This window comes from Mycobacterium sp. 852002-53434_SCH5985345, assembly GCF_001667155.1.
Taxonomy (GTDB): Bacteria; Actinomycetota; Actinomycetes; order Mycobacteriales; family Mycobacteriaceae; genus Mycobacterium.
Genome location: NZ_LZIE01000006.1, coordinates 1 through 20,510 on the forward strand (window position 1 = coordinate 1; position 20,510 = coordinate 20,510).

19 protein-coding genes are annotated in these 20,510 nt (G+C 67.7%); 12 read left to right on the plus strand and 7 right to left on the minus strand.

The genetic code is table 11. The annotated features are described in order from the left end of the window. Positions 1–147 precede the first annotated feature (147 nt). The 3 genes from A5756_RS00635 to A5756_RS00645 are packed head-to-tail and all read left to right on the plus strand — an operon-like array spanning position 148 to position 3,194. Complete coding sequence (locus A5756_RS00635; protein ID WP_066945272.1) at positions 148–1,461, plus strand: hemolysin family protein; 1,314 nt, start codon at positions 148–150, stop codon at positions 1,459–1,461. Positions 1,462–1,479: 18 nt separating this feature from the next. Further along, on the plus strand, positions 1,480–2,379 hold the full coding sequence (gene era / locus A5756_RS00640) for a GTPase Era (RefSeq protein WP_066945275.1): 900 nt from the start codon (positions 1,480–1,482) through the stop codon (positions 2,377–2,379). A gap of 35 nt (positions 2,380–2,414) precedes the next feature. After that, the gene (locus tag A5756_RS00645) at positions 2,415–3,194 is read left to right on the plus strand and encodes an SDR family oxidoreductase (protein WP_066945278.1); all 780 of its coding nucleotides are present in this window, start codon (positions 2,415–2,417) and stop codon (positions 3,192–3,194) included. Here A5756_RS00645 and A5756_RS00650 read toward each other — a convergent pair. Both A5756_RS00650 and A5756_RS00655 read right to left on the minus strand, forming a co-directional pair. Next, the gene (locus A5756_RS00650) at positions 3,191–4,648 is read right to left on the minus strand and encodes an aminotransferase class I/II-fold pyridoxal phosphate-dependent enzyme (RefSeq protein WP_066945281.1); all 1,458 of its coding nucleotides are present in this window, start codon (positions 4,646–4,648) and stop codon (positions 3,191–3,193) included. The two genes, A5756_RS00645 and A5756_RS00650, sit on opposite strands and share 4 nt — an antisense overlap. Positions 4,649–4,876: 228 nt before the next feature. After that, positions 4,877–6,373 carry an amidase gene (locus tag A5756_RS00655; RefSeq protein ID WP_066945284.1) on the minus strand — a complete coding sequence of 499 codons (1,497 nt, stop codon included), beginning with the start codon at positions 6,371–6,373 and terminating at the stop codon, positions 4,877–4,879. Between the two features lie 62 nt (positions 6,374–6,435). On the opposite strand from A5756_RS00655, the gene recO reads away from it, so the two are divergent. Genes recO through A5756_RS00670 form a run of 3 tightly spaced genes read left to right on the plus strand, consistent with a single transcriptional unit; the run spans position 6,436 to position 8,598 of the window. Continuing rightward, positions 6,436–7,230: a DNA repair protein RecO gene (gene recO, locus A5756_RS00660; RefSeq protein WP_066945346.1), complete on the plus strand. Its 795-nt coding sequence runs from the start codon at positions 6,436–6,438 to the stop codon at positions 7,228–7,230. Next, positions 7,223–8,113, plus strand: a complete 891-nt coding sequence (locus A5756_RS00665) for a decaprenyl diphosphate synthase (RefSeq protein WP_066945286.1) — start codon at positions 7,223–7,225, stop codon at positions 8,111–8,113. Before recO ends, A5756_RS00665 begins: the two co-directional genes overlap by 8 nt. Positions 8,114–8,169: 56 nt before the next feature. Then, the gene (locus A5756_RS00670; RefSeq protein WP_066945289.1) at positions 8,170–8,598 is read left to right on the plus strand and encodes a hypothetical protein; all 429 of its coding nucleotides are present in this window, start codon (positions 8,170–8,172) and stop codon (positions 8,596–8,598) included. A gap of 4 nt (positions 8,599–8,602) precedes the next feature. Here the strand turns inward: A5756_RS00670 and A5756_RS00675 are convergent, their stop codons facing one another. The 3 genes from A5756_RS00675 to A5756_RS00685 form a co-directional block, all read right to left on the minus strand. After that, complete coding sequence (locus A5756_RS00675) at positions 8,603–9,604, minus strand: alpha/beta fold hydrolase (RefSeq protein ID WP_066945292.1); 1,002 nt, start codon at positions 9,602–9,604, stop codon at positions 8,603–8,605. 138 nt (positions 9,605–9,742) lie between these two features. Continuing rightward, positions 9,743–10,135, minus strand: coding sequence for a Fur family transcriptional regulator (locus A5756_RS00680; protein ID WP_066945296.1), 393 nt, complete (start codon positions 10,133–10,135; stop codon positions 9,743–9,745). A gap of 49 nt (positions 10,136–10,184) precedes the next feature. Then, positions 10,185–10,613, minus strand: coding sequence for a metalloregulator ArsR/SmtB family transcription factor (locus A5756_RS00685; protein WP_066945349.1), 429 nt, complete (start codon positions 10,611–10,613; stop codon positions 10,185–10,187). A gap of 182 nt (positions 10,614–10,795) precedes the next feature. On the opposite strand from A5756_RS00685, the gene A5756_RS00690 reads away from it, so the two are divergent. The 3 genes from A5756_RS00690 (at position 10,796) to A5756_RS00700 (ending at position 14,120) form a co-directional block, all read left to right on the plus strand. After that, entirely contained in the window at positions 10,796–12,193 is a 1,398-nt protein-coding gene (locus tag A5756_RS00690) for a glycine--tRNA ligase (RefSeq protein ID WP_066945352.1), read from the plus strand. 222 nt (positions 12,194–12,415) lie between these two features. Beyond that, on the plus strand, positions 12,416–13,618 hold the full coding sequence (locus A5756_RS00695; RefSeq protein ID WP_066945299.1) for a PPE family protein: 1,203 nt from the start codon (positions 12,416–12,418) through the stop codon (positions 13,616–13,618). 253 nt (positions 13,619–13,871) lie between these two features. Beyond that, positions 13,872–14,120: a hypothetical protein gene (locus A5756_RS00700; protein ID WP_066945302.1), complete on the plus strand. Its 249-nt coding sequence runs from the start codon at positions 13,872–13,874 to the stop codon at positions 14,118–14,120. Between the two features lie 24 nt (positions 14,121–14,144). Here A5756_RS00700 and A5756_RS00705 read toward each other — a convergent pair whose 3' ends face one another. Further along, positions 14,145–16,130, minus strand: a complete 1,986-nt coding sequence (locus A5756_RS00705; protein WP_066945306.1) for a YgcG family protein — start codon at positions 16,128–16,130, stop codon at positions 14,145–14,147. A 107-nt stretch (positions 16,131–16,237) separates the two neighbouring features. On the opposite strand from A5756_RS00705, the gene A5756_RS00710 reads away from it, so the two are divergent. The 3 genes from A5756_RS00710 (at position 16,238) to dnaG (ending at position 20,198) form a co-directional block, all read left to right on the plus strand. Then, positions 16,238–17,509 carry a deoxyguanosinetriphosphate triphosphohydrolase gene (locus A5756_RS00710; protein ID WP_066945309.1) on the plus strand — a complete coding sequence of 424 codons (1,272 nt, stop codon included), beginning with the start codon at positions 16,238–16,240 and terminating at the stop codon, positions 17,507–17,509. A 64-nt stretch (positions 17,510–17,573) separates the two neighbouring features. Beyond that, positions 17,574–18,182, plus strand: a complete 609-nt coding sequence (locus A5756_RS00715) for a superoxide dismutase family protein (RefSeq protein WP_082948325.1) — start codon at positions 17,574–17,576, stop codon at positions 18,180–18,182. Positions 18,183–18,212: 30 nt separating this feature from the next. Then, positions 18,213–20,198, plus strand: a complete 1,986-nt coding sequence (gene dnaG, locus A5756_RS00720) for a DNA primase (protein ID WP_066945312.1) — start codon at positions 18,213–18,215, stop codon at positions 20,196–20,198. On the opposite strand, the gene A5756_RS00725 is transcribed toward dnaG, so the two are convergent. Then, positions 20,173–20,451, minus strand: a complete 279-nt coding sequence (locus A5756_RS00725; protein WP_066945315.1) for a hypothetical protein — start codon at positions 20,449–20,451, stop codon at positions 20,173–20,175. The genes dnaG and A5756_RS00725 overlap by 26 nt on opposite strands. Between the last annotated feature and the right edge of the window lie 59 nt (positions 20,452–20,510).

Consider the following 20,510-nt stretch of genomic DNA (forward strand, 5'->3'; position numbering starts at 1 on the left):
AGCCCAGCCCGCCCAGCCGTGGTGGCCTTCGGCGCTGGGCTACGGGGTGTTGGGGGTAGTGGTGTGCCTCACCGCCTGGGCCCTCAGTCGGAAACGGGACGACGACGACGTAGGGGAGCCCGTCACCACGTCGAGGTCTTCCGGCAGTTGACCGGTCTTTCTTGGCTGCTCGGCGCGATGGCGCTCATCGCTATCGGCGGGCTTTTCGCGGCGATCGACGCCGCCATCAGCACCGTGTCGCTGGCCCGGGTCCAGGAGCTGGTGCGCGACGAGCGTCCCGGCGCGGTGTCACTGGCCGAGGTGATGAACGAGCGGCCGCGCTATATCAACCTGGTTGTGCTGCTGCGCATCACCTGCGAAATCACGGCGACGGTGCTGTTGGTGCTGTTCCTGTACGACAACTTCGGCCTGAGCTGGGGCTTGTTCGGCGCCGCCGCGACCATGGTGGTCATCAGTTTCGTCGTCATCGGGGTAGGTCCGCGCACCCTCGGTCGCCAGCACGCGTATTCCATCTCGTTGACGACGGCCGTTCCGCTGCGGCTCATTTCGTGGTTGTTGATGCCGCTCAGCCGGTTGCTGGTGGTCCTGGGTAACGCGCTGACACCCGGCCGCGGCCTGCGTAACGGGCCGTTCGCATCCGAGATCGAGCTTCGCGAAGTCGTGGACCTGGCCCAGCAGCGCGGCGTGGTCGCCGCCGACGAACGCCGGATGATCGAGTCGGTCTTCGAGCTCGGCGACACCCCGGCCCGCGAGGTGATGGTGCCGCGCACCGAGATGATCTGGATCGAAAGCGACAAGCTTGCCAGTCAAGCGTTGAACCTCGCGGTGCGCAGTGGGCACTCCCGCATCCCGGTGATCGGCGAGAATGTGGACGACATCGTCGGCGTCGTATACCTCAAAGACCTTGTGCAGCAGAGCTTTCTGTCGGGGGATGGTGGTCGTGGCATTACCGTGGCGCAGGTGATGCGTCCGGCGGTGTTCGTGCCTGACTCCAAGCCGCTGGATACGCTGCTGCGCGAAATGCAGCGCGATCGCAACCACATGGCGCTCCTCGTCGACGAGTACGGCGCGATAGCCGGACTGGTGAGCATCGAAGACGTGCTGGAGGAGATCGTCGGCGAGATCGCCGACGAGTACGACCAGGCGGAGACGGCACCGGTAGAAGACTTGGGCGACAGACGTTTCCGCGTTTCGGCGCGGTTGCCGATCGAGGACCTCGGCGAGCTCTACGACGTGGACTTCGACGATGACCTCGACGTCGATACCGTCGGCGGCCTGCTCGCCCTGGAACTGGGCCGGGTTCCGCTGCCCGGGGCCGAGGTGGTCTCACATGGCCTGCGGCTGCAAGCCGAGGGCGGGGCCGATCACCGGGGGCGGGTGCGGATCGGCACCGTCCTGTTGAGCCCGGCCGAACCAGATTCCAACGGCTCCGCCGGTCGTCGGGCCGAAGAGCGTGGCTGAGCGGCGGGACGTCGGCGAATGAGCGAATTCCATTCCGGCTTCGTGTGTTTGGTCGGCCGCCCGAACACCGGCAAGTCGACGCTGACCAATGCTCTCGTCGGCACCAAGGTGGCGATCACCTCGACGCGGCCGCAGACCACCCGGCACACCATTCGCGGCATCGTGCACCGGGACGACTTCCAGATCATCCTCGTCGACACCCCGGGCCTGCACCGGCCGCGCACCCTGCTGGGCAAGCGGCTCAACGACCTGGTCCGTGATACCTATGCCGAGGTCGACGTGATCGGGTTGTGCATCCCGGCCGACGAGGCGATCGGCCCGGGCGACCGATGGATCGTCGACCAAATCCGTTCGAACGCACCGAAGGCGGCACTGGTGGCCATCGTCACCAAGATCGACAAGGTGCCCAGGGACCGGGTGGCCGCGCAGCTGGTCGCGGTCAGCGAGCTGGTCGGCGACTCGGCGGAAATCGTTCCGGTCTCAGCGGCCACGGGGGCGCAGGTGGACGTGCTGATCGACGTGCTCGCCGCGGCGCTGCCCCCCGGCCCGGCGTACTACCCCGATGGCGAGCTGACCGACGAGCCCGAGGAAGTGTTGATGGCGGAGCTCATCCGCGAGGCCGCCCTGGAGGGCATCCGCGACGAGCTGCCGCATTCGTTGGCGGTGGTCATCGACGAGGTCAACCCCCGGGAGGACCGCGACGACCTCATCGACGTGCACGCGCTGCTCTTCGTCGAGCGCGACAGCCAGAAGGGGATCATCATCGGCAAAGGCGGCGCCCGACTGCGGCAGGTGGGCACCGCGGCGCGCGGCCAGATCGAAAAACTGCTCGGCACCAAGGTCTACCTCGACCTGCGTGTCAAGGTCGCCAAGAACTGGCAGAGCGACCCCAAACAGCTTGGTCGGCTGGGCTTCTGAAGTTTGGCGGCATCGGCGACGGGTAGCCGTCGCGTATGACCCAAGCACAGTTGGCTTTAGTGACCGGCGCGTCCAGCGGTATTGGGCTCGAACTGGCCAAGCAGTTCGCCCGGCACGGCTACGATCTGGTCGTGGCGGCCGAAGACGACGCCATCAGAGACGTACCGGACAAACTCTCCCGGTGGGACTCCGCCGTTCAGCCGATTCAGGTCGACCTTCGCACCCCTGACGGGGTGGAGCACTTGTACCAGAGCACGATCGAAGGCGACCGTGTGCTGGGCGCCGCTGCCCTCAACGCGGGCATCGGCCGCGGCGAGATGTTCCTCAAGAGCGAACTCGCCGACGACCTCAGCATCGTTGACCTCAACGTGCGCTCGACGGTTCACCTGACCAAGCTGGTGTTGCGCGACATGGCCAATCGTGACGCCGGCAAGGTGTTGTTCACCTCGTCCATCGCGTCCCAGATGCCGGGTTCGTATCAGCCGGTGTACAACGCGTCGAAGTCGTTCGTCCAATCGTTCGCCCAAGCGCTCCAGGATGAATTGCGCGACACCTCAATCACTGTCACGGCGCTGATGCCCGGACCGACGGACACCAATTTCTTCGGCCGAGCCAAAATGGTCGAGTCCCTGATGGGTAAGGGCCCCAAGGACGATCCCGCCAAGGTCGCCCGGCAAGGGTTCGAGGCGTTGATGCGCGGTGATCACAAGGTCGTCGCCGGATCGATGCTCGTCAAGGCCATGGGTGCCGCCAACCGCGTGCTGCCCGACAGCGTCAAAGCCGTTGGCAATAGGGTGATGTCGCGTCCGCGCTAGGCGAGCACGCGGATTGTCTGCAGTGACGGATCCGCCGCGTCGGGAACGTTCATCCCCGCGCGCACACCGGAACACAGGTAGTCCAGCACGGCCTCGTTGAGGCGCTCGCCGGGTACGACGGCGGGAATTCCCGGTGGATACGGCGTGCACTGCTCGGCTGCGACGCGGCCCGCGGCTTGGTCGGTGCTTACCGCTTCGACGCGCCCGAAGAACGCGTCGCGCGGCAGGCAGACCGTTTCCAACTGCAGCTGCTCGGGCGACGGCAGGTCGATGCGTGGTGGCGGGTCGAAGTCGTCGGCGGCTTTGCGCCACGCCCACAGTGCCTCGGTGAGACGGCCGGCGGTGTCTTTGTCGTCGGCCATGGACAGGGTCGCCAGGATGCGGCGGTGATCGCTCATTCCCGTGTCGACGTGGGCGTGCTCGCGCAGCCAGTCATGAGCCTGATAACCGGAGGTGCCCGTCGCGGACACGTCCATCAGAACTTGCATTCGGTCCAGGTCGTGGGATGCCTGCACGCCGAGCAATTCGTCGTCGAGCACCTCCACATCCGGGATGGCTTCGATGTCCTGGCGCAGCTGGCCCGCGAGATCCAATGCACCACCGAGCAATTCGTGGCCATGCTGCACCATCTGGCGCCGCCACCCGTCCATGGCGGCATACACCAGGACGTTGGGACTGGTCGTCATCAGCAGGTCGGCGCAGGCCGACAAGCGGTCCTGATCGATCAGGTCGCCCTGCACGTGGAACACGGAGCCCTGTTCGAAACCCGCGCCCATCTTGTGGACGCTGACCACGCAGACGTCCGCACCGGCGTCCATCGCCCAGGTCGGCAGGTTCTCGTGGAAAGGCAGGTGCGCCCCCCACGCCTCGTCGATGATCAACGGCTTGCCGCGCGCGTGGCAAACCTCCGCGATCCCCGCGATGTCGGCGCAGGTGCCATACGGGCTCGGGCTGACGATGAGCGCACCGGCGGCGTCGGGGTGCCTGTCCCAGGTCTCCTCCACCTGCCGCGGCGACGGGGGGTGCGAGAAGTGATGCTCGGCGTCCCAGCGGGGGGTGATCCACCGGGGTTGCACGCCCGAGAAGATCAAGCCCGCGACGATCGACTTGTGGCTGTCCCGGCCGACCAGCAGGCTGCCGTCACCGCCGGCCACGGCCATCATCGCCGCTTTCACCGACAAGGAACTGCCGCAGGTGGAGAACCAGGCGATGTCGGCACCCACCGCCTCGGCCATCAGGTCTTCGGCGTGCTTGAGGTACTGGTGGCTGGTCCTGCGGTCATCCAACCCGCCGCTGGCCAGCACGTCGTCGTGAAACGGCTCGCGGCCCAGGACCGCCAGGACCCGGTCATCGGTGCCGCGGCCCTGCCGGTGGCCCGGCGGCGTGAACCCATACCTGTTCTTCTCCCGGTAATCGACCAGCGCATCTAACAGTGGGGCATCAGATTGGTCCATTGTTCCGGTGTACCCACGTGGCTGCCGGCTATGCGACCGCCTCCGCGACCTCGCGCAACCCGTGTGCGTGCACCGCAGTGATTGTCCGGTAGCCGAATTCGCCGAAGAGGACGTGACTCGCTCGCGGTCGCCGCCGATCACCGTGCCGGGGGCCCATTCCCGGTATGGGCATCGACAAACCCGAAGCCGCTCAATCGAAGTCAACTTCGGTGATACGCCGCACGGGTTTCACTTCCGCGACGAGGCCCCGGACACCGGCGGCGTGCCCGTTTCGGCGTTCCACCACATCGTCGGCTGCTTGGTCGACCACCCGCACACGGCCTCCAGTTCGGCGGCCAGCGAGATCAGCATGCCCTCGCTGTTGTGCGGCCCCATCAACTGCACTCCGATCGGCAGCCCCTCGGAGGTGAACCCCGCCGGCACGTTGATCGACGGCCAGCCCAGCACATTCCACGGGAAGGTCAGTGGGCAGGCGGCGATCATCGCTCGATCGGTGCCGAAGCCGCTCAACCGGTCGAAGGCGCGCGCCAGCGGCGGCGGCTGGGCGGTGGTCGGAGCCACGACGACATCGACGATGTCGAAGATCGAACCCACCCGACGCTGGGCCTCGGTTTCGTGCCGGCGCGCAGTGCGCAGGATCGCCTGACCCAGCACATGGCCCACACGCAAGTTGGACACCGTGCGGGGGTCGAGGATCACCCCGTCGCCCAGCCGCTCCTCCCAGTCCCGCAGACCGGCGGTGGACCGGGCAAGGAAATCCCACGACAGCCGCAGCCCGTAGTCGGGGTTGCCCGGCACCACGGTGTGGCCGAGCAGCTCGAGCTGCCTGGCCACGGATCGCGTCGCCGCCAGGATCTCGGGATGCAGCTTGGACCGAAAACCGGTGTACGGGAACCGCGTTGACAGCGCGATGTTCAGCGGGCCGGGCGCGATGCCGACGTAGTCTGAGGCGGTGATCGGGGGCGGCTTGTGCCGGTCGCCCTCGACGTTGCCCGACGCCGCGTCGAGCACCAACGCCGCATCGGCCACCGTGCGGGCCAGCACACCGTTGACCGTGATGCCGTTGAACGCCTCGGGCAGTGGCCAGGTGGAGATGCGGCCGCGCTGCGGCTTGATGCCCACCAGATGCGTCCACGCGGCGGGGATGCGGACGCTGCCCGCGCCGTCCGAGCCGATCGCCGCGGTGACGAGTCCCGCGGCCACCGCGGCCGCGCTGCCCCCCGAGGAGCCGCCCGGGGTGTGCCGGCGCGACCAGGGGTTGCGGGTATGCCCGAACCCGGGTCCGCTGGTGAACGGCCACTGGCCCAGTTCGCAGGTGTTGGTCTTGCCGACGATCACCGCTCCCGCGGCCTTCAGGCGGCGAACCACTTCGGCGTCGTGGGTGGCGGGTGGGACGTATCCCTCGGTGCCGAAGGCGGTCGGCACTCCAGCAACGTCGACGTCGTCCTTGACCGCGATCGGGATGCCCAGCAACGGCGCCGTGTCTCCGGCCGCCCGCCGCCGGTCGGCCGCCGCCGCGTCGGCCAGGGCCGACTCGGTGAGCACCACGCGGAAGGCGTTCAGCGTGGGCTGGCTCGCGTGGATGGCGTGCAGGGACCGGCGCACCAGTGTGACCGACGTCACGGACCGGTTGGCGAGCTGATAGAGCAGGTCAGTCAGTGTGGGCAGGCGCTGGCCACCGGATCCGAAAATGGATCCAGGACCTGACTCGGAAGCGCCAATCACGGGGTACGAGACTAACCGGCGCGGATACCAGCATTGTCGCGGCGGGGTGCAAAACTATGGTGATGCGGCTGTATCGAGACCGGGCGGTGGTGTTGCGCCAACACAAGCTCGGCGAAGCCGACCGGATCGTCACGCTGCTCACTCGCGACCACGGATTGGTCCGGGCGGTGGCGAAGGGCGTTCGTCGCACCCGCAGCAAATTCGGCGCGAGGCTGGAACCGTTCGCGCACATCGACGCGCAACTGCATCCCGGCCGCAACCTCGACATCGTCACCCAGGTCGTCTCGATCGACGCGTTCGCCACCGACATCGTCAGCGATTACGGCCGCTACACCTGCGGGTGCGCGATGCTGGAAACCGCCGAACGCCTGGCCGGGGAGGAGCGGGCCCCCGCCCCGGCCCTGCACCGGCTCACGGTCAGCGCCTTGCGGGCGGTGGCCGACGGCCGCCGCTCCCGGGACCTGCTGCTGGACGCCTACCTGCTGCGCGCCATGGGCATCGCCGGGTGGGCGCCGGCGCTGACCGAGTGCGCCCGGTGCGCCACACCAGGGCCGCATCGCGCGTTCCATGTCGGCGCCGGGGGCAGCGTCTGCACGCACTGCCGTCCAGCCGGTTCGACTACACCGCCGCCGGGCGTGCTGGATCTGATGTCCGCGCTGCACGACGGCGATTGGGAGTTCGCCGAAGAGGCCCCGCAATCGCACCGCAGCTACGTCAGCGGACTGGTGGCCGCGCACCTGCAATGGCATCTGGAACGCCAGCTCAAGACGTTGCCACTGGTGGAACGGCCGTATCACGTCGACCGCACCATCGCCGAACGGCGCGCAGCGCTGATGGAGCAGTTGGACTGTGGCTAAAGCTGAGCGCAAGCTCAAGTCGACCGGCTTTCCGCAGCTGCCCCCGGCGCCCGACGATTACCCGGTTTTCCCCGACAAATCGACATGGCCGGTGGTCTTCCCCGAGCTGCCGCCGTCGCGTGACGGCGGCCCGAGCCGGCCGCCGCAGCACACCTCGAAAGCGACCCCGCCGCGTATTCCTGCGGACCGATTGCCCAATCATGTGGCCATCGTCATGGACGGCAATGGCCGCTGGGCCACCGAGCAGGGACTGACCCGCACCGATGGTCACCGGGCGGGCGAGGCGGTAGTCATTGACGTCGTCTGTGGGGCAATAGAAATCGGCGTCAAGTGGCTGAGTCTTTACGCGTTTTCCACCGAGAACTGGAAGCGGTCGCCCGAAGAGGTCCGCTTCCTGATGGGCTTCAACCGGGACGTGGTCCGCATGCGCCGGGTGAACTTGAAGACCATCGGTGTCAAAATCCGGTGGGTGGGTTCGCGGCCACGGCTGTGGCGCAGCGTGATCAATGAGTTGGCGATTGCGGAGGACATGACGAAGGACAACGACGTCATCACGGTCAACTACTGCGTCAACTACGGAGGTCGCGCCGAAATCGCGGATGCTGCAAAGGAAATCGCGCGCTTAGCCGCCGTCGGCAGGCTGAACCCGGAACGCGTCACGGAGTCGACGGTGGCGCATCACCTGCAACGGCCCGACATCCCCGACGTGGACCTCTTCCTGAGGACCTCGGGGGAGCAGCGGTCCAGCAACTTCATGCTGTGGCAGGCCGCTTACGCCGAGTACATCTTCCAGGACAAGCTGTGGCCCGACTACGACCGCCGCGACCTGTGGGCGGCGTGCGAGGAATACGCTTCGCGCAACAGAAGATTCGGGAGCGCATAGTGGGGACCGGAAGCGCGGCGGAGCCGGGCGCAACGGGTCCTCACGGGGAGGATCCAATGCCGTCACTGCAGGAACGTCTGGCGTCGGCACTCGGTGTCGTTCTTGCGGTCGAGGAGGAGTCCGACGGGGCGCTGACGGTGCGCCATGCCGGGACCATCGCGTCGTTGCGGGTGGTGAACATCGCCGACGACCTCGACCTGGTGTCGCTCACCCAAGTCTTGGCGTGGGACCTGCCGCTGACCAAGAAGATCAGTGATCAGGTCGCCAAGCAGGCCCGCACCAGCAATTTCGGCAGCGTCACGATGGTCGAAAAGGTCAACGAGAAGGCCGTGCAACGCAACTCGGGCAAAGGCGCGGCCAAGACCGCCGACGTGATGCTGCGCTACAACTTTCCCGGCGGCGGCTTGACCGACGACGCGCTGCGCACCCTGGTTCTGTTGGTGCTGGATAGCGGCATAGAGATACGTCGCGCATTGACGGGTTAGGGCGCTAGGACACCGCCGATTCGGTCACCGCGATGGCTACCGATCCCCGGGCGTTTTCGCGCACGCGGGTCTGCAGCAACGAGCGTAGGAGGTCTTGGTCGTGCTGAGCCGGCCGGGTCGACTCGACGAAGCGCTCGATGACTTCGACGAAGCGATCCGGGTCGTCCTTGAACGGCATGTGCCCGGAGTTCTCGAAGATCTCTAAGCGTGACCCGGGCACCGCATCGTGGGCCATCCGGGCGTGGTCTACCGGGATCACCAAGTCGTGCTCACCCCAGATCACTTGCACCGGAATGGGTTGCGCGAGATAGCTTCGGTCCAGCATTGTGACGAATTGGCCACGCCTGTCCACCACCGACCGCAAGGTGCGTGCGAACGCCGACAATGCGCGCGGGTCCCGGAAGCCTTCGAGCAGATTCACCACATCGGCGACGTCGTGCCCGAGGTTAGTGGGGCCCAGTACGGTAGCCATGGCCCGCCCGAACAGTCGGACCGCCGGCATCACGCCCGGCATGCGCAGCATGGCCAGGGCCTCGCTGCCCAACGGCATCGCCGCCAATCGCAAGGCCACGCTTACTTCCTGGGCGACGCCACCGCTGCTGACCAGCACGATGCGCTCCACCAGCTGCGGGTACTGATAGGCGAATTGCATTGCGACACCGCCACCGAACGAATGCCCGACCAGGGTGACGCGGTCAATGTCAAGCGCGGCAAGCAGGTCACGCATGCCGTTCGCGAAGGCCGCCAATGAGTAGTCGGCGCGTGGTTTGTCCGATTCCCCGTGGCCCAGCAGGTCCGGTGCGATGACCGTGAACCGTCGCGCAAGTTTGGCGTGCACAGGCTCCCATGCCGTGGACTTGTCGCCGACGCCGTGGATCAGCAACAGAGCCGGTCCCGACCCGGCGACCCGGAAGGCGCGTCGGTGGCCGTGGATGGTGCGAAATTGCAGTGACGGAGCCTCGACGTCGCGTACGGGCCGCAGATGGGGTGATGCGTGGTGCCGCATGGTGCTCTCAATTCCCTAGAGTTCTTGCTTGTCTCGGCCTGTGGGCCACTCATGGGTAGGAGCACGCGGGGCGCGCGTGTTGGACACTTTTTTCAGAACTTTTTTCCACCGTGCCGCGTTCGGCCGGCTCGGGTCAGCCTAGGACCCGCACTGTGAACACGTGCCGAAGATCTCGATGGTGTGGCTGACGTCGGAGTAGCCGTGTTTGGAGGCGACTTGCGCCGCCCACTGTTCGACCTCGTGGTCGCCGACTTCGATGGTGGAACCGCAGCTGCGACAGACCAGATGGTGATGGTGGTGTTCGGAACACCTGCGGTAGACCGACTCGCCGGTGTCGGTGCGCAGCGTGTCCACCATTCCCGCCGCCGCCATTGACTGCAGCGTCCGGTAGACGGTGGTCAGCCCGATGTTCTCGCCGCGGCGGCGCAGCTCGTCGTGCAACTCCTGCGCCGAGCGGAAGTCGTCGAGGGTGTCCATCAGCGTGGAGATCGCCGCCCGCTGACGGGTCGATCGGATACTCGCGCCTGTCATTGGCGCCCCACCTCAGCATCGCTTCGTTCTGCATCGTCGCCGGCGCGTGTCATTGTGTGTCCTCGCTCGCGTGGGCGACCGCGTCCACCACGATGTGCGCCAGGTGATGGTCGGCAAGCCGGTACAGCACCTCGCGGCCGGATCGCTCCCCGGCGACGACGCCGGCGGCCTTCAGGATCTTCAGGTGCTGGCTGACCAGTGGCTGCGGCACGCCGAGCGCGTCGACCAGCTCGTGCACGCAGCGCTGGGATTCACGCAACTGCAGCACGATGGCGATCCGCACCGGGGCGGCCAGCGCGCGCAGCAGCTCACCGGCCGCGTCGAGAATCGCGCGCGGCGGCGGGACGGGGTAATCGGCCGGCGGGTGTCCGGCGGACCCGGTTTCGCCGTGCTCGTGGGCAACCACGCTCATCGCCGGTCCCACGTCACCATCGGCGGCGGCCGGCAGCGAGGAAGGCGGGGATGGGGACATCGCCATGGAGAGAGTCATCACCTCGAGAAGGGCCAGGTAGCGGGGAGGGCGCGCCGTGAGGCGGTCGACTTCCACTGTCACATGCATGATGACGCATGTCAAAGACCGCGGGGCCGATCGTTACGATGACGAATGCTCTGCGCACGGCGGTCGAGCGCCGTTCGTGCCCGTTCAAACCCGGAAAGGGAGTGCACCACCCCGTGGCGTCCGTCATCGACACCGTAGTGAACCTGGCCAAACGGCGCGGCTTTGTCTTTCCTTCGGGAGAGATCTACGGCGGCACCCGGTCGGCGTGGGACTACGGCCCGCTGGGAGTGGAACTCAAGGAGAACATCAAGCGGCAGTGGTGGCGATCGGTGGTCACCGGGCGCGACGACGTCGTGGGCATCGATTCGTCGATCATCCTGCCGAGGCAGGTCTGGGTGGCCTCCGGCCACGTCGAGGTCTTCCACGACCCACTGGTCGAGTGCCTGAACTGTCATCACCGGCATCGCCAGGACCACATGCAGGAGGCTTACGCGGCGAAGAAGGGGATCGACGACCCCGACTCGGTGCCGATGACCGAGATCGTCTGCCCGGATTGCGGAACCAAGGGCCAGTGGACGGAGCCGCGCGAGTTCAACATGATGCTCAAGACCCACCTCGGGCCGATCGAGACCGAGGAGGGCTTGCACTATCTGCGTCCGGAGACCGCGCAGGGCATCTTCGTCAACTTCGCCAACATCGTCACCACCGCGCGCAAGAAGCCGCCGTTCGGTATCGGCCAGATCGGCAAGAGTTTTCGCAATGAGATCACGCCCGGCAACTTCATATTCCGAACCCGCGAGTTCGAGCAGATGGAAATGGAATTCTTCGTGGAGCCGTCGACCGCGAAGGAATGGCACCAGTATTGGATCGACACCCGCCTGCAGTGGTATCTCGACCTGGGTATCGACCCGGAGAATCTGCGGCTGTACGAGCACCCCGCCGAGAAGCTTTCGCACTACTCCGACCGGACCGTCGACATCGAGTACAAGTTCGGCTTCGCGGGCAACCCGTGGGGCGAACTGGAGGGCGTCGCCAACCGGACCGATTTCGACTTGTCAACGCACGCAAAACATTCCGGCGCCGACCTGTCGTACTACGACCAGGGCACCGATACCCGCTACATCCCGTATGTCATCGAACCGGCGGCCGGGCTGACGCGGTCGTTCATGGCGTTTCTGATCGACGCCTACACCGAGGACCAGGCACCCAACGCCAAGGGCGTGATGGAGAAGCGCACGTTGCTCCGGCTGGATCCGCGGTTGGCCCCGGTCAAGGCCGCGGTGCTGCCGCTGTCCCGGCACGCCGACCTGAGTCCCAAGGCTCGCGACCTGGCCGCCGAACTGCGCACCTGCTGGAACATCGATTTCGACGACGCTGGCGCGATCGGGCGCCGCTACCGGCGCCAGGACGAGGTGGGGACGCCGTTCTGTGTGACGGTGGATTTCGACTCCCTCGAAGACAACGCCGTCACGGTGCGCCGTCGCGATGACATGACGCAGGAGCGCGTCGCGATGAACGCCGTCGCCGACTACTTGGCGGCGCGGCTCAAGGGTTGCTGACCGGCGCTGGCACCGCCGGTCCCGGTAGTCCCACCTTGCCTGTTGACCGGCATGGACACGCCGCCGCCACGTAATTAAACGTTTCGTAAAAAACCGCATTTGGATAGCCGATTGGCTTAGGCTCGATCCGAATGTTGCTCACGTGTCTAGTCGCCGGGGGTGGGTGTCGGTTCGTGTGGGTGTAAGTGTCGTTGACTCGGTAGTCGGTGGGTTGGGGATGCGATGATTCCAGCTTTTATGCTGTTCCCCCCCGAGATCAACTCTGCCCTGATGTATGGCGGCGCAGGCCCCGGACCACTGTTGACGGCGGCCTCGGCCTGGGAAGCGCTGGCGGCGGACTTGGCGGCCGCGGCGGCGTCGTTCGAGTCGGTTGTGACGGGAGTGGCCGCCGGCCCGTGGATGGGCCCGTCGTCGGTGGCGATGGTGGCGGCGGCGACGCCGTACCTGCAGTGGCTGATCTCGGCCGCCGGGCAAGCCGAGTTGGCGGCGGCCCAGGCGACGGCGGCGGCGGGGGCCTATGAGGCGGCGTTCATGGCGACGGTGCCCACCCCGGAGGTGATCGAGAATCGCCTCCGGTTGCTGATGCTGATCGCCACGAACTTCTTGGGTCAGAACACCCCGGCGATCGCGATGACCGAAATCGAGTACATGGAGATGTGGGCCCAGGACGTGGCCGCGATGGTGGGTTATCACATCGGGGCGCAGACGGTGGCGGCGACGCTGCCGGCGTTCAGCGCCCCGCCGGTACCCCTGGGTGGACTGGCGGGGCTGGTAACGGCGCCGCTGGACTTCGTGTCCCAGGCTTTCGGAGCGTTCTCGTCGCTGGGGGCCGGCTTTGTTTCGCAGCTGCAGGCGGTGCTCGGGGCCTTCTTCCCCGGCCTGTCGTCGGTGACGTCGTTACTCTCGTCCATGCCGGTCACGACGATGACCGCCCTGGCACCGATCGGGATGTACCCCGCGACCGCGCTGATGTCCCCGATGATGGTGCTGGCCCACAACGTCGGGCCGGCGGCACCCGCAATGGCCGGTGTCACCACCGTGGCCGGGCAGACCCCGCTCGCCACCGGCGGCCTGCACGCGCCGCAATCGCTGGGTGGGCTGGGCGTCGCCACGGCCGGGTTGGGCACCGCGCGGTTCGTTGGAGCGATTACGGTGCCACCGACCTGGCAGGGGTCGATGCCGGTGCCGGCGGTCCTGACCAGTCTCGCGGTGCCGGCGTTGGGCACCCAACTACCGACTCCGATCGCGACGGGGGGATCGTCCGCCGCGTCGTCCGCACCCGCCGGTTCCACGTCAGCCATGGCCATGGCGATGGACGAGCGGGACACCGACAAAGACAAGACCGACCGGAGGGGCCGCCGCGGCGGGGAGAACCCGCACGTGGTGCAGTCGCGGCCCAAGGTGGTGCCGCGGACCAAGGGTTGAGAGCGGGGGGCCACCGCCGTTCGCAAGCGCTGAGCCCCCTCGCCCCGCACCGGCCCGGGCGTCGGGATGCCTGCGGAAGCAAATCCACGTTTTTCGGGTATTTGTCTGAAGTTTGGCTTACGATGTGCCTGCTTGCTGTTATTGGTTCGGCCACAGCATCCGAAAGTCGGCTGTGGAAGGGGGCAACATGCTTTTGCCTCTTGGTCCGCCGTTACCAGATGACTCGGTGTCGGCGGTTCGGGGTGAGTCGGGGATGCTCGGTGGCCTGTCGGTTCCACTCGTTTGGGGTGTGGTCGTTCCGCCGGATGACTACGACCATTGGGCCCCGAAGCCGGACGTGAGCGTCGATTCCGGCGACCCGGCGACTGACGTCCCCGCCCCGGCCGCGGTCGCGGACGCCAAAGAATGGAACGAGTGGCAGCGGTGGGAAGGCGAAGCCGAACCCCGCTTCGACGTACCGCGCAGCGGAGGCGTGATTCCGCATTCACCGGCCGCCGGTTGACCGCCGCGTGCTAGGGCGAGCGACTCAGAATCGGCCGCCGCCGCCCATGAAGCCGCCCCCTGACGATCCCCCCGAAGACCCGCCGAACGATGTGGGACTCCAGCCGCCGAAGCCGCCCCGCATACCCCCACTGAGCAGGTCGCCGATGATGATGCCGCCCAGCATTGCCCCCATGTCGCTGCCGCCGCGACGCGTGTAGGCGCGCTGGATCGATTGCATATCGGCATTGGCCAACGACTGCGCCTGGGCGGCCAGCGTCGACGCCGCGTTGGCGTGGGAGATTGCCTCGTTCGGATTCGTCGCCCTCTTGTCCCGCGCGGCTTGCAGGTGCCGGGTGGCTTCGGCCAGCCGGGTGCGGGCCTCCGGGCCGATGCTGCCGCGACGCGTGTCGATGTAGTCGGAGACCGCGCGTACCCGCGACTCGGCCGTGAACAACGCCTGCTCCAACGACCGGTTAAGCTGCTCGGCGCTGGCCTGCTCCTGCGCCAGGGTGACCAGCAGCCCGTTGAGATCGGCATCCGCTTTGGCCAACTGCGCGAACGCGCCGAGCGGGTCCGTGGAGCCGCCGGCACGCGCGCCGTCGACGGCCCGCGTGGCCGCATCGCGCGCCGCGCGCAGATCGCCGGTGTGAGCGGTCGTCTCCGCTCGCTTCAGGAGATCGCCCGCCCGGTTGATGTCGACCTGAATGTCGGCCATGGCCGACGGCAGCCGGTCGATGGCGTGCTGGATGTCGGTGGCCGCGTTGTCCACCGAGTCGAGTAGCGCCCGCGCCTGCCCGAGCGCGGACTCCGCGGCGTGGAACGCGTCCACCAAGCCGGCCTGCCGGCCGCTGACGGCTTCGGCGGCCAAATCCCGGGCGGTGCCGATGTTGCGGTCTGCGAACGCCAGCCGCTCCTTGGCGGCCGAGACATTTCCGGACACGGAAGTCAGTGCGGTGGCGTCGAATTGGTCGTGCAGTTCGGCCAGCCGCTGCTCTGAGGGCGCTATCCGGGTGGTGAGCTCAACGTATTGCTGGGTCAGCGCGTCCAGCCGCGACGGGGCGTTGATCACCAGATCGCGCAGGTTCTCGAACGCCCCGGTCTGCGACTCCAGTTCCCGATCGGCGCGCGCCGCCGAAAGGACGACCCGGGTGAGCAACTCGCGGCGCTGGTCGGGCGTCTCCGGTGTGCTGTCGTCCAGTTCCTGTCGTACCGTGAACGCTTGGGCCAGAGCGGCTTTGGCGTTGGTCAGGGCTTGGGTGAAGGGTTGGGTCCGCTCTTCGCCGAACTCGGCGATCGCGACGTCGAGCTCGTTGGAGCTGGTTCGCACGGCGTTGTCCACGTCCACCACGAGTGCACGCGACAGGTCGTCGAGGGCCTGCAGCGGCACGGCGGCCAGCGCTTGGGAGTCGGTGGGGTCGACCCGTCGGGCCGCGGCCAATTCGGCCGCGCGCCGGCGCCGACCGCGATAGCGCATGACCAGCAGCAAGGCCGCCACCGCGCCGAGAATGATCGCGAGCGTGACCAGCAGGGCCACCCGGCCCGACGAACCCGGTGACGTGTTGAGCCCGTTGGCCGCCGCGATCGCGGCGCCGCTCCAGTCGCCGTTGTGCAAGGCGGGCTCGATCTTGTTGTGCCGCAAGTCATCGACCTGGCGAGCGTTGACGCTCTTGACGGTGGACGGCACCAGGAAGGCGTAGGCACGGCCGGCGGTGGCGACGGCGAGCAGGGCGTCATAGTCACCCAGATCGCTGGTACGCACCGTGCGCTGCGCCCAGTTCACCGGGCTCTGGTCGGAAAAGTCGTCGACGTAGACCACCCACAGCCGGATGTGGCGATCCGTGTACAGCTTGCGTACCGCCGAGGTGACCGCCGCACGACCGGATTCCGACAGGGCGCCCGCGTTGTCGGTGACGTAATCCGCCAGCCGGAACGGGGGTTGCGCGCCGGCGCCGGGTGCCACGAGCAGCCCGCCGCTGAAAGCAATTGCGAGGATTGTCGCGATGACACCTAGCAGCCGGGCAGTGCGCATGACGTCAATCTAGCCCCGCGGCGACGCGGGCAAAGAGCCGTGCGGCGGAGCGGTCCCCCGTCCCGCGTTCCCTGGCAGACTGTGCTGCGGTGACTAAGAAGGCGGACATGAATCGGCAAGACCCCTACGACGACTTCGACCGTCAACGGCGGGTACACGAAGCGCCGAAGACTGCCGGTCTGCCGGGTACGGAAGGTCAGCACCGCACCGACTTCGCCCGAGACCGGGCCCGGGTGCTGCACAGCGCCGCGCTGCGCCGGCTCGCCGATAAGACCCAGGTCGTCGGGCCCCGCGAAGGCGACACACCACGCACCCGGCTGACGCACTCGCTGGAGGTCGCCCAGATCGGGCGGGGGATGGCGGTCGGCTTGGGTTGCGACCTCGACCTGGTCGAGCTGGCCGGTCTGGCCCACGACATCGGGCACCCGCCCTACGGCCACAACGGCGAGCGCGCCCTGGATGAGTTCGCCGCCGACTACGGCGGTTTCGAGGGTAATGCGCAAAACTTCCACATCCTGACCAGCCTCGAGCCCAAAGTGCTTGACGAGCAAGGCAATAGCGCTGGGCTCAACCTGACCCGCGCCTCCTTGGACGCGGTCACCAAGTATCCGTGGTACCGCGGCAGAGGGCTGGGTCAACAGGGGAGGAAGTTCGGGTTCTACGACGAGGACCGCGAGCAGGCGGCCTGGGTTCGCGCGCGCGCGCCGGAGGGCCGGATGTGCCTGGAAGCGCAGGTGATGGACTGGGCCGACGATATCGCCTATTCGGTACACGACGTCGAGGACGGCGTGGTCTCCCAGCGCATCGACCTGCGCGTGCTCGCCGACGACGACGAGGCGGCCGCCCTGGCGAAACTGGGTGAAAGCGAATTCTCCCGGGTGAGCGCCGACGACTTCATGGCGGCCGCGCGGCGGCTTTCCGGGCTGCCGGTGGTCGCCGCCGTCGGCAAGTACGACGCGACGCTGGCCGCGGCGGTCGCGCTCAAGCGACTCACCAGCGAATTGGTCGGCCGGTTCGCCTCGGCCGCCATTGCCACGACCCGCGCCGCGGCCGGACCCGGGCCGCTGGTCCGCTACCGGGCCGACCTGCTGGTGCCCGACCTGGTGCGCGCGGAGGTCGCCCTGCTGAAAATCCTGGCGCTGCAATTCATCATGTCCGATCCGAGGCATCTGAACACCCAGGGCCTGCAGCGTGAACGGATTCACCGGGTGGCGCGTTGGCTCTACGCCGGGGCACCCCAGACACTCGACCCGGTCTTCGCCGCGGCGTTCACCACCGCGGCCGACGACCGCGCCCGGCTACGGGTCATCGTCGATCAGATCGCGTCATATACCGAGGGCCGGCTGGAACGCATCGACGCGCGCCAGGCCACCGGTTAGCCGCTGCTCGGCCGCAGGTCATCCCACGGCAGTCCCGTTGTCACCGCGGGCTAGGCTGCCCGACATGACCAAATTCAGCGGTATCGCCACCCTCGCGGTGGGGCTTCCCGTCGTCGCCATGACCGCATGCAGCTCACCCCAACAGGCGAGCAACCAGCCCGGCACCACCCCGCCGGTGAAGAGCGCCCCACCGGCGTCGTCGGGTGAGACGACGACGCCCGCGCCCAACGGCGAATCGCTCACCGCGCAACTGAAGACGCCGGACGGGCGGTCGGCTGCCACTGCTACGTTCGACTTCACCGGCGGATACGTGACCGTCACCGTCAAAACGGTGACCGGCGGCATCCTGTCACCCGGCCTGCACGGCCTGCACGTCCACGAGATCGGCAAATGCGAGCCCAACTCGGTTGCCCCGACCGGCGGTCCGCCCGGAAACTTCCTGTCCGCCGGCGGCCACTACCAGGCGCCCGGACACACCGGCAAGCCGGAGAGCGGTGACCTGACGTCGCTGGAGGTGCGTTCGGACGGCTCGGCCTACCTTGTCACCACCACGGATTCGTTCAACCGGGACGAGCTGCTGGGCGGCAACAAGACTGCCTTGATGCTGCACGGCGCCCAAGACACCGACAACGCGATGGAACGGGTGGCATGCGGCGTCATCGGAACCGGATAGCCGGCCGGCTCGGCGCTCTAGACTGAGCCGATGTCCAGCCCGGCAGGTTCGTGGGGGCACCACCCGCGCGCGGGGGAGGATGACGCCCGGCCCCGGGGCCGGGGGCGGATTCCCGATCGCGATATCGCCGCCATCCGCGAGCGGGTCCGCATCGAAGAAGTCGTCGGCGATTATGTCCAATTGCGGCGCGCCGGTGCCGATTCCCTCAAGGGCCTGTGCCCGTTTCACGACGAGAAGTCGCCGTCGTTCCACGTTCGCCCCAACCACGGCCACTTCCACTGCTTCGGCTGCGGGGAGGGTGGCGACGTCTACGCCTTCATCCAGAAGATCGAACACGTTACCTTCGTCGAGGCCGTCGAACTGCTCGCGGACCGGATCGGCCACACCATCAGCTACACCGGCCCGGCGACCAGCGTGCAGCGCGACCGCGGCAGCCGCAGCCGGCTGGTCGCGGCCAACGCGGCCGCGGCGGAGTTCTACGCGGCGGCGCTGGAATCCGACGAGGCCGCGCCGGCCCGCCAGTACCTGACGGAACGGAATTTCGACGCCGAGGCGGCCCGGCGATTCGGCTGCGGATTCGCGCCGTCCGGGTGGGACTCATTGACAAAACATCTGGTGCGCAAGGGTTTCGAGTTCAAGGAGCTGGAAGCGGCGGGCCTGTCGCGGCAGGGGCGGCGCGGCCCGATCGACCGCTTCCACCGCCGACTGTTGTGGCCCATCCGCAGCGCGGCCGGCGAGGTGATCGGGTTCGGCGCCCGCCGGCTCTTCGACGACGATCCGATGGAAGCCAAGTACATCAATACCCCCGAGACCCTGCTGTACAAGAAGTCGTCGGTGATGTTCGGCATCGACCTGGCCAAACGCGACATCGCCAAGGGGCACCAGGCGGTCGTCGTCGAGGGCTACACCGACGTGATGGCGATGCATCTGGCCGGCGTCACCACCGCCGTGGCGTCGTGCGGCACCGCATTCGGCGACGAGCATCTATCGATGCTGCGCCGACTGATGATGGACGACAGCTTCTTCCGCGGCGAGCTGATCTACGTCTTCGACGGTGACGCGGCCGGGCGCGCTGCCGCGCTCAAGGCCTTCGGCGGCGAGCAGAATCTGGCGGGGCAATCCTTCGTCGCGGTGGCCCCGGACGGCATGGATCCCTGCGACTTGCGGTTGAAGTCCGGCGACGGCGCGCTGCGCGACCTGGTGGCGCGGCGCACCCCCTTGTTCGAATTCGCGATTCGCACGGCGATCGCCGAGATGGACCTGGACAGCGCGGAGGGCAGGGTCGCGGCGCTGCGCCGCTGCGTGCCGATGGTGAGCCAGATCAAAGACCCCACGCTGCGCGACGAGTACGCCCGCCAGCTCGCCGGCTGGGTCGGCTGGGACGACGTGGCGCAGGTCATCGACCGGGTGCGCACGCAGGCCAAGAAGTCGCCGGCCCCGGCGCGTTCCGGCCCCAACGCCCCCCGCGGCGCCGCTCAGCAGCCCAGTGCGGCGGCCCCGGGCCGCCCCACCGCCAAACTTCCCGACCCTCGTGACCCGACACTCAGGCCGCAGCGTGCGGCGCTCAAGTCGGCGTTGCAATATCCGGCGCTGGCCGGGCCGGTATTCGACACGCTCCCCGTCGAAAGCTTCACCCATCCCGGTTACGCCGCCGTGCGCGCCGCCATCGAGGCCGCGGGTGGCACGTCGAGCGGCGTCACCGGGGGACAGTGGATCGACGCGGTGCGCCAACGGGCCGGCTCAGACCTCACCGCCGGGCTGGTCAGCGAGCTCGGGGTGGAGGCCATCCAGGTCGACGACGACGAGAAGCTGGTGCGTTACATCGCCGGCGTGCTGGCCCGGCTGCAGGAAGTGTGGATGGGCCGGCAGATCGCCGAGGTGAAGTCCAAGCTGCAGCGCATGTCGCCGATCGAACAGGGCGACGAGTACCACGCGTTATTCGGTGACCTGGTAGCCATGGAGGCCTACCGGCGCAGCCTGCTGGAGCAGGCTAGCGGCGACGATCTGACGATGTGAGGGCCTCGTCGGCCGGTCGCTCGGCACCGCGCTCCAAGATGGCCGTTTGGTCGTCGATCTCGGCAACGGTCACGAATCCGGCGTCCGGGGAGATCCGATTCGCGATCTTGCGGCGTCCCCCTTGGATTACTGACTTGGCGACCGGGCTGCTGGTCAGCGCGCGATAGGTGCCGACGATCTGCTCGTATCGGCGACGCCCGGCCTTCGAGCCCAGCACGTAACCCAGTCCCAGCACCACGACATACCGGATCAAAGCGTTCCTCCCGAGTAGCGACCGTTCCCATCCTGCCTCACCCGCCCCTATGCGTGCGC

Excerpts from the sequence above, each read along its gene's own strand:
- recO (WP_066945346.1), top strand. The coding sequence starts at position 6,436 with ATGCGGCTGTATCGAGACCGGGCGGTGGTGTTGCGCCAACACAAGCTC.
- era (WP_066945275.1), top strand. The coding sequence starts at position 1,480 with ATGAGCGAATTCCATTCCGGCTTCGTGTGTTTGGTCGGCCGCCCGAAC.
- A5756_RS00700 (WP_066945302.1), top strand. The coding sequence starts at position 13,872 with ATGCTCGGTGGCCTGTCGGTTCCACTCGTTTGGGGTGTGGTCGTTCCG.
- A5756_RS00650 (WP_066945281.1), bottom strand. The coding sequence starts at position 4,648 with ATGGACCAATCTGATGCCCCACTGTTAGATGCGCTGGTCGATTACCGG.
- A5756_RS00715 (WP_082948325.1), top strand. The coding sequence starts at position 17,574 with ATGACCAAATTCAGCGGTATCGCCACCCTCGCGGTGGGGCTTCCCGTC.
- A5756_RS00645 (WP_066945278.1), top strand. The coding sequence starts at position 2,415 with ATGACCCAAGCACAGTTGGCTTTAGTGACCGGCGCGTCCAGCGGTATT.
- A5756_RS00695 (WP_066945299.1), top strand. The coding sequence starts at position 12,416 with ATGATTCCAGCTTTTATGCTGTTCCCCCCCGAGATCAACTCTGCCCTG.
- A5756_RS00685 (WP_066945349.1), bottom strand. The coding sequence starts at position 10,613 with ATGGCGATGTCCCCATCCCCGCCTTCCTCGCTGCCGGCCGCCGCCGAT.
- A5756_RS00675 (WP_066945292.1), bottom strand. The coding sequence starts at position 9,604 with ATGCGGCACCACGCATCACCCCATCTGCGGCCCGTACGCGACGTCGAG.
- A5756_RS00670 (WP_066945289.1), top strand. The coding sequence starts at position 8,170 with ATGCCGTCACTGCAGGAACGTCTGGCGTCGGCACTCGGTGTCGTTCTT.
- A5756_RS00705 (WP_066945306.1), bottom strand. The coding sequence starts at position 16,130 with ATGCGCACTGCCCGGCTGCTAGGTGTCATCGCGACAATCCTCGCAATT.
- A5756_RS00710 (WP_066945309.1), top strand. The coding sequence starts at position 16,238 with ATGAATCGGCAAGACCCCTACGACGACTTCGACCGTCAACGGCGGGTA.
- A5756_RS00680 (WP_066945296.1), bottom strand. The coding sequence starts at position 10,135 with ATGACAGGCGCGAGTATCCGATCGACCCGTCAGCGGGCGGCGATCTCC.
- dnaG (WP_066945312.1), top strand. The coding sequence starts at position 18,213 with ATGTCCAGCCCGGCAGGTTCGTGGGGGCACCACCCGCGCGCGGGGGAG.